Here is a 6,900-nt window from a genome sequence, read left to right as displayed (position 1 = left end):
TGGACCGCGACATCTTCGCGGCCCCGCCCGAGGAGATCGCGTCGGCGCGGGTCGAACGGACCTACGTCGGCGGCCGACTCGTCCACTCGGTCTGAACCGATGGCACGGCGACCGGAGTCACGCGCGGGACGACTTCGGCCGCCGCGAGGACTCCCGCACCTCGAGCCGGGTGGAGACCAGCAGGCCGGACGGTTCCGTGCGGCCCAACTCCAGAACGTTCATGAGGAGTTCGGTGCCGGCCCGGGCGATCTCCCCGGGGCGCAGGCTGAGCGTGGTCACCGCCGGCCTGGTGTGCTCCGCGGTCGCGTCCTCGCTCACGCACACCAGGAGCAGGTCGTCGGGGACCTCGTACCCGCCCCGGCGGGCCGCCTCCAGGACGAGGGGAGGGCTCGCCTCGGCGACCACGAGCAGTGCGTCGGGGCGCCCGTCCTCCTCCCCGCTGCCGGCCAGGGCCGTCTCGACCGCCGCGACGACCGGCCCGTTCCCGGGGGTGGCGACGCGGGTGATCCGCTCCGGCAGCCCGTGCACGGCGCACCAGTCCCGGTACGCGGCCAGCACCCCCGCATGGAAACCGGTCGTACTGTCGGGCAGCACCATCGCGGGACGCCGGGCCCCCTCCTCCCGGAGGTGGTCCAGCGTCCCGCGGGTCGCCTCCGTGGCGTCGACGTCCACCCAGTGGGCGCCCTCGCGGCCCTCGACGGAGCGGTCGCTGAAAACCGGAATGCGGGCGGCGAGCAGGTCGTCGACGATCCGGTCGCCCGCGACGGGGTCGGCGACGACCACCGCGTCGAGCGGCAGGTCGGCCCACTCGCCGTGCAGGGAGCCGGCGGGCAACAGCACCACCGCGTAGCCGCGTTCGAGCGCGGTCGCCGCGGTGGAGCCGGTCAGCCTGGCGAAGTACGGGGACTCCAGGAACGTCCACGGGGCGTGGGCGAGCTCCCCGACCACGTACCCGATCAGCCGGGCCCGCCCCGCGCGCAGCTGGCGTGCGGTGGCGTTGGGCCGGTAGCCCATTCTCCGCGCGGCTTCGCGCGCCTTCTCCCGCACGGCCGGGGAGAGGCGTCCGGTGCCGTTGAGCGCCGCCGAGACGGTGGTCTTGGACAGGCCCGCCTCCCGGGCGACGTCGACGAGCCGGACGCGCGGGCCGGCCTGCGCGGGCTTTCCTGCGTGGCGTGGGGCTTCGGTCATGCGACTGATGTTGCCACCCCCGTGACCTCTGCAAAACCGTTCCCGCAAAGTCTTGTGCGGGAACGTTCCCGCATTAATACTCGCTCCATCCCCCAGCGCCCGTCACAACACCCGTAAAGGGGTTGGTCCGCATGCGCATGCGCAGAACCGCCGTCCTGATCGCCTGCACCACCGCACTCGCGGTCGCCGCCACCGCCTGCTCCGGCGCCAACACCTCCCAGCGAAAAGGCATCGTGACCGACTACGAGGTCACCCCCACCTCGCCGCCGGCGAAGGGCGGTCTGGACTCCGTCACCTGGTCCCTCTACGCGGAGCCGTACACCCTGGACTACGCCCTCGCCTACGACTACCCGCCCAACACGGTCCTCGCCAACGTCTGCGAGCAGTTGATGCGGGTCACCCCCGACCACCGGATCGAGCCCGGCCTCGCGGTCAAGTACGACCGTCCCGACCCGCGCACGCTCGTCTACACCCTGCGTCCGGGCGTCAGGTTCCACGACGGCACGACCATGACGGCCGACGACGTGGTCGCCTCCCTGAAGCGCCAAATGGAGCCGGCCGTCGGCTCGGCCTGGGCCTCGGCGTTCAAGAACGTCGAGACCATCGAGAAGACGGGCCCGCTGGAGGTGACGCTGCGCCTGTCCAGGCCCGACGTCCTGCTGCACGAGATGATGGCCGCGTCGCCCGGCACCATCGAGAGCGCCGCGTACCTGAAGAAGGCCGGCAAGGACTACGGCACCGCGAAGGGCGGGGTCAACTGCACCGGCCCGTTCGCCCTCGACGAGTGGTCCAGGGGCGACAGCGTGACGCTGAAGGCGTTCCCCGGCTACTGGGACCGCTCGCTCGCCCCCAGGACGAAGTCCGTGAGGTTCACCTTCATCGAGGACCCGGCGGCACGCGCCAACGCGTTCCTCTCCGGCACCGCCGACGGCGGCTACATGGTGCCGTCGTCGGCCCTGGCCCAGCTGCGCGACAGCGGCAAGGGAAAGGTCTACTTCGGCCCCAACACGACGACCGCGGGCCTCGCCGTGCTCGACCTCAAGGGCACGCTCGGCGACGTCAGGGTCCGCAGGGCCCTGTCGATGGCGCTCGACCGCGAGGAGATCGTCAAGGCCGCGGCGGGCGGCGTGGGCACCCCGGCCAAGGCCCCGGCGGCACGCGGCGCCTGGGCACTGGTCCCGGACCGGACCGACAAGTACTTCGACGCGCTCCCCGAGCCCGAGTACGACATCGCCGCGGCGAAGAAGCTCGTGCAGGAGGCCGGTGCGGAGGGCAAGAGGGTCACGCTGGTGACCAGCACGCTCGCCCCCGAGATCAGCGTCGTCGCCAACGCCGTGCAGGGCGCCGGCCGGCAGATCGGGCTCGACGTCCAGCTCAAGTCCGTCTCCCCGGACGCGTACAGCAGCATCTTCGTCGACCCGTCGGCCCGCGCCGGCCTCGACCTGGTGATCACCAACGGCTACGACAACACCCCGGACCCGCTGGAGTTCTACCAGCTCCTGCGCACCGGCGACTTCGGGAACTACGGGAACTACTCCAACCCCGAGTTCGACGCCGCCTTCGACCGTGCGAACGCCGAACCCGACCCGGCAAAGCGCGCCGATCTGACCGCCGAACTCCAGCGGATCGCCCTGCGGGACCTCCCGTCCATCCCGGTGTACGAGGCCCCCTACTCGGTCTTCCTCGGCAACCGCATCACCGGTGCGCCGACCGGCATCGCCCAGCTCTACTACCCGTGGGCGGCGAGCATCGGGGCGGCGAAGTGATGGCCCGTTTCATCACCGGACGACTGCTCGGCCTGGTGGCCGTGCTGTTCGTGACCTCCCTCGTGGTCTTCGGCTCCGTCCATCTCGCGCCCGGCGACCCGGTGTCCTTCCTGCTGCACGGTCGTCCGGCGACCCCGGAGGCGGTGGAGGCGCTGCGCGCCCAGTACCACCTGGACGACCCGCTGCCGGCGCAGTACGCGAAGTGGCTCGGCTCGGCGCTGCAGGGCGACTTCGGGCGCTCCGCCCAGTACCACCAGGACGTCTCCTCCCTCATCGGCTCCCGGATGTCGGGGACGCTGCTGCTCATCGGGTACGCCGCGGTGCTCGTGGCACTGCTCGGGGTGGCCGCCGGGATCGGTGCGGCGCTGCGCCCCGGGCCGTTCGACCGCGGTGTGCTCATCGGCACCGGGGTGGCCACCGCGACGCCCGCGTTCGTCACCGCGATCGTGCTGGTGTCGTTCTTCTCCGTGCGCCTGGGCTGGTTCCCCGGTCCCGGCGGCACGTCATCCGGCCTGTCGGAGCGGCTGTACCACCTGACGCTGCCGGCCTTCGCCCTGGCGCTGTCCTTCGCGGGGCTGCTCGCGCGGGTGACCCGCTCGGCGATGCTCGACGAACTCGGGCGGGAGCACGTGGAGGTGGCGCGCGCCCGCGGTGTCGCGGGGCGGACCGTGGTGCGCAGGCACGTCCTGCGCAACGCGCTCGGCCCCGTCGTCACCGTCGGCGGGACGATGCTCGCCGGACTGCTCATCAGCACGTCGATCGTCGAGACCGCCTTCGACGTCCCCGGCCTCGGCTCCCTGCTCGTGCAGTCGGTGACGGCCAAGGACTTCGCCGTGGTCCAGGCGATCACGCTGCTCAGCGTGGCGGCCTTCGCCGTGGTGAACCTCGTCGTCGACCTGCTCGTCCCGCTCATCGACCCCCGTCTGTCCCTCCGGGGGGAAGGCTCCTCATGACCTCACCAGCAACCGCGGCCGACGCGGCGCCTGCGAAACCCCTCGGGCCGTCCCGCCGTCCGGGCCTGCGCGGCCTGCGCCTGCTCGGCCAGGGCCCCCTGTTCTCGATCTCCGTCGCGGTGCTCGCCGTGCTCGTCCTGGTCGCCCTGTTCGCCCCGCTCATCGCCCCGTACGACCCCGAGGCGCTCGACCTCTCGGCCAGCCTGGTCGGGACGACCGGCGACCATCTGCTCGGCACCGACCAGTCCGGGCGCGACATCCTCTCCCGGCTGATCCACGGAGCCCGCACCGGACTGCTCGGCCCGCTGCTCATCGTCGTCGTCTCCGCCCTCCTCGGCACGGTGCTCGGCACGGTCGCGGCCTGGCGGGGCGGCTGGGCGGACACGTTCCTCTCCCGGTCGATGGACCTGGTGTTCGCGATCCCCGGCCTGCTCCTCGCGATCCTGCTCGTCTCCGTGATCGGTTCGGGCATGACGGCCCCCGTGATCGCCATGGCCGTGGCCTACACGCCGTACGTGGGCCGGCTGGTGCGCGGGATCGCCCGGCAGGAGAAGGCCCGCCCCTACATCGAGTCCTACCGGGTGCAGGGCTGGTCGGGCTGGACCATCTGCCTGCGGCACCTGCTGCCCAACATCGCGCCGACGGTGTTCGCGCAGTCCGCGATGAACTTCGGGTACGCGCTGATGGACCTCGCGGCGCTGTCCTACCTCGGCTTCGGGGTCCAGCCGCCGACCGCCGACTGGGGCGCCATGATCAACGACGGTCAGGCGGCCGTCCTCCAGGGAGCGATGCTGCCCGCTCTCGCGCCCTCGGCCTGCATCGTGATCGCGGTGGTGGCGTTCGGCATCGTCGGCGAGGGGCTCGCCGACCGGATCGCACGGCGGGAACGGTGAACCACATGACCGAACGGACGACCCCCATGCGCGACCCGGGCACCGGCGCCGTTGGCACCGACCCCGTCCTGGAGATCGACGGACTCGGCGTCCGGCTGCCCGGCGACCGGGCCGCACGGCCGATCCTGGACGGGGTCGGCCTCCGGGTCGCCCCCGGGGAGACCGTCGGCCTGGTCGGCGAGTCCGGCTCCGGCAAGTCCGTGGCCTGCCGCAGCGTGCTCGGCCTGCTGCCGGCCGGCGCGCACACCACCGGCCGGGTACGGGTCGCCGGCCGGGACGTGCTCACCATGGACCGCGCGGAACTGGCCGCGCTGCGGGCCCGCCAGGTCTCCATGGTCTTCCAGGACCCCCGCGCCTCCGTCAATCCGCTGCGCCGCGTCGGGGACTTCCTCACCGAGGGGCTGCGCGCGGCCGGCACATCCGCCGCGGCAGCCGCGGCACGCGCCGAGGAGCTGCTCGAGGCGGTCGGCATCCGCGACCCGCGGGGCGCGCTGCGCCGCTATCCGCACCAGTTCTCCGGCGGCATGCTGCAACGCGTGGTGATCGCCGCGGCGCTCGCGTCGGAGCCCGCGCTGCTCGTCGCCGACGAACCGACCACCGCGCTGGACGTCACGACCCAGGCGGAGATCATCTCGATCCTCACCGGGCTGCGGGCCGAGCACGGCACCGGCCTCCTGTTCGTCACGCACGACCTGGAACTGGCCTCAGCGATCTGCGACCGCGTGTACGTGATGTACGCGGGCCGGATCGTCGAGACCCGGGGCACGGACGAACTGTTCGACCGGCCGCGGCACCCGTACACGGCGGGGCTGCTCGCCTGCACGCCCCGCATCGAACGGGACGCACCACCGCCCCGGCCCATCCCCGGCCGCCCCGTCTCGCTCGCCGAGGCCCCGCCGGGGTGCGCCTTCGCCGCGCGCTGCGCCCACGCGCTGCCGCGCTGCACCGAGGAGGCCCCCGTACTGGCGCGGTACGGCGACGGTCTCGCCGCGTGCCACCGCGCCGACGAAGGGATCACGCTGTGACGCCGACCGCCACGACACCTGGGAACGGCCTCGTGGTCGAGGGGCTGTGCAAGCGGTACGGCGACCACCTGGCGGTCGACGACGTGTCGTTCGCCCTGGCCCCGGGCGCCTGCCTCGCCATCGTCGGGGAGTCCGGCAGCGGCAAGACGACCACCGTGCGGATGCTCGTCGGGCTGGAACGCCCCGACGGCGGCACCGTGCGCCTCGACGGCCGGGACCGCTCGGCGCGGGCCCGCGGCCGGGGCGAGCGCCTGGCCCGTGCCCGGGAGATCCAGATGGTCTTCCAGGACCCGTACCTCTCCCTGGATCCCCGGGTCCCGGTGGCGGACTGCGTGGCCGAGGTGCTGCGGCTGCACACCCGGCTCGACCCGGCGGCCCGTGCCGCCCGGGTGCGGGAACTCCTGGAACAGGTGGGCCTCGGCGAGCGCGAGGCGGCGGCGCTGCCCCGGCGGCTGTCCGGCGGCCAGCGCCAGCGGGTGGCCATCGCGCGGGCCCTGGCGGTCGAGCCGCGGGTGCTCGTCCTCGACGAGGCGGTCGCGGCGCTGGACGTGTCCATCCAGGCCCAGATCCTCGACCTGCTCGCCACGATCCGCCGGGAGGCGGGGATCGCCTACCTCTTCGTCACGCACGACCTCGCCGTGGTCCGGCACGTCGCGGACGAGGTGCTGGTGCTCAAGGGCGGACGGGTCGTGGAGACCGGCTCGGCCGATCGGGTGCTGGACTCGCCGGAGCACCCGTACACGAAGCTGCTCCTCGGTTCCGTCCCCCGGCGCGGGTGGGACGCCTCCCGCGTGGCGTCGGAGCGTCGGCCACCGCGGTGACCCCCGGTGGTCCGGTGCCGTCCGGCACCGGACCACCCGGAAGGAACCGGAAAACAGGGTGAAGGACCGGGACGGCGCCGCGGGCGTCACCGGGGGGCCGGTCGGCCCTCCCCCGGCCGCCGGACACGGGCGATCATGAGAGGTGGTAGCCATGTAGGACCGAGGCACGGGAAAGGGGACCGGGGATGAGGCACCGAAGTGTCGCCGAGCTGATGACCCCCACGGCCGTCAGTGTCGTGCCGGGCACGTCCTTC

The 6,900-nt window shown here is 73.2% G+C and carries 6 protein-coding genes; 5 read left to right on the top strand and 1 reads right to left on the bottom strand.

The annotated features are described in order from the left end of the window. Positions 1–117: 117 nt before the first annotated feature. Entirely contained in the window at positions 118–1,188 is a 1,071-nt protein-coding gene (locus ABZZ04_RS39045) for a LacI family DNA-binding transcriptional regulator (protein WP_356936996.1), read from the bottom strand. Between the two features lie 131 nt (positions 1,189–1,319). Between ABZZ04_RS39045 and ABZZ04_RS39040 the strand changes: the two genes are divergently transcribed. The 5 genes from ABZZ04_RS39040 to ABZZ04_RS39020 are packed head-to-tail and all read left to right on the top strand — an operon-like array spanning position 1,320 to position 6,646. Next, entirely contained in the window at positions 1,320–2,954 is a 1,635-nt protein-coding gene (locus ABZZ04_RS39040) for an ABC transporter substrate-binding protein (RefSeq protein WP_356936995.1), read from the top strand. Next, positions 2,954–3,907 (top strand): ABC transporter permease, encoded by a 954-nt coding sequence (locus ABZZ04_RS39035; protein ID WP_356936994.1) that lies wholly within the window; start codon positions 2,954–2,956, stop codon positions 3,905–3,907. Before ABZZ04_RS39040 ends, ABZZ04_RS39035 begins: the two co-directional genes overlap by 1 nt. Beyond that, a complete protein-coding gene (locus ABZZ04_RS39030) occupies positions 3,904–4,800 on the top strand; it encodes an ABC transporter permease (RefSeq protein WP_356936993.1) in 897 nt (298 codons plus the stop codon). Before ABZZ04_RS39035 ends, ABZZ04_RS39030 begins: the two co-directional genes overlap by 4 nt. Before the next feature lie 5 nt (positions 4,801–4,805). Further along, the gene (locus ABZZ04_RS39025; protein ID WP_356936992.1) at positions 4,806–5,825 is read left to right on the top strand and encodes an ABC transporter ATP-binding protein; all 1,020 of its coding nucleotides are present in this window, start codon (positions 4,806–4,808) and stop codon (positions 5,823–5,825) included. Beyond that, a complete protein-coding gene (locus ABZZ04_RS39020) occupies positions 5,822–6,646 on the top strand; it encodes an ATP-binding cassette domain-containing protein (RefSeq protein WP_356936991.1) in 825 nt (274 codons plus the stop codon). Before ABZZ04_RS39025 ends, ABZZ04_RS39020 begins: the two co-directional genes overlap by 4 nt. The last annotated feature ends 254 nt before the right edge of the window (positions 6,647–6,900 follow it).

It is taken from the genome of Streptomyces sp. NPDC006435 (assembly GCF_040612315.1).
In the GTDB taxonomy this organism is placed as follows: domain Bacteria; phylum Actinomycetota; class Actinomycetes; order Streptomycetales; family Streptomycetaceae; genus Streptomyces.
The sequence above is the reverse complement of the archived record's forward strand: the minus strand, read 5'-3'. Positions and strand labels throughout refer to the sequence as shown.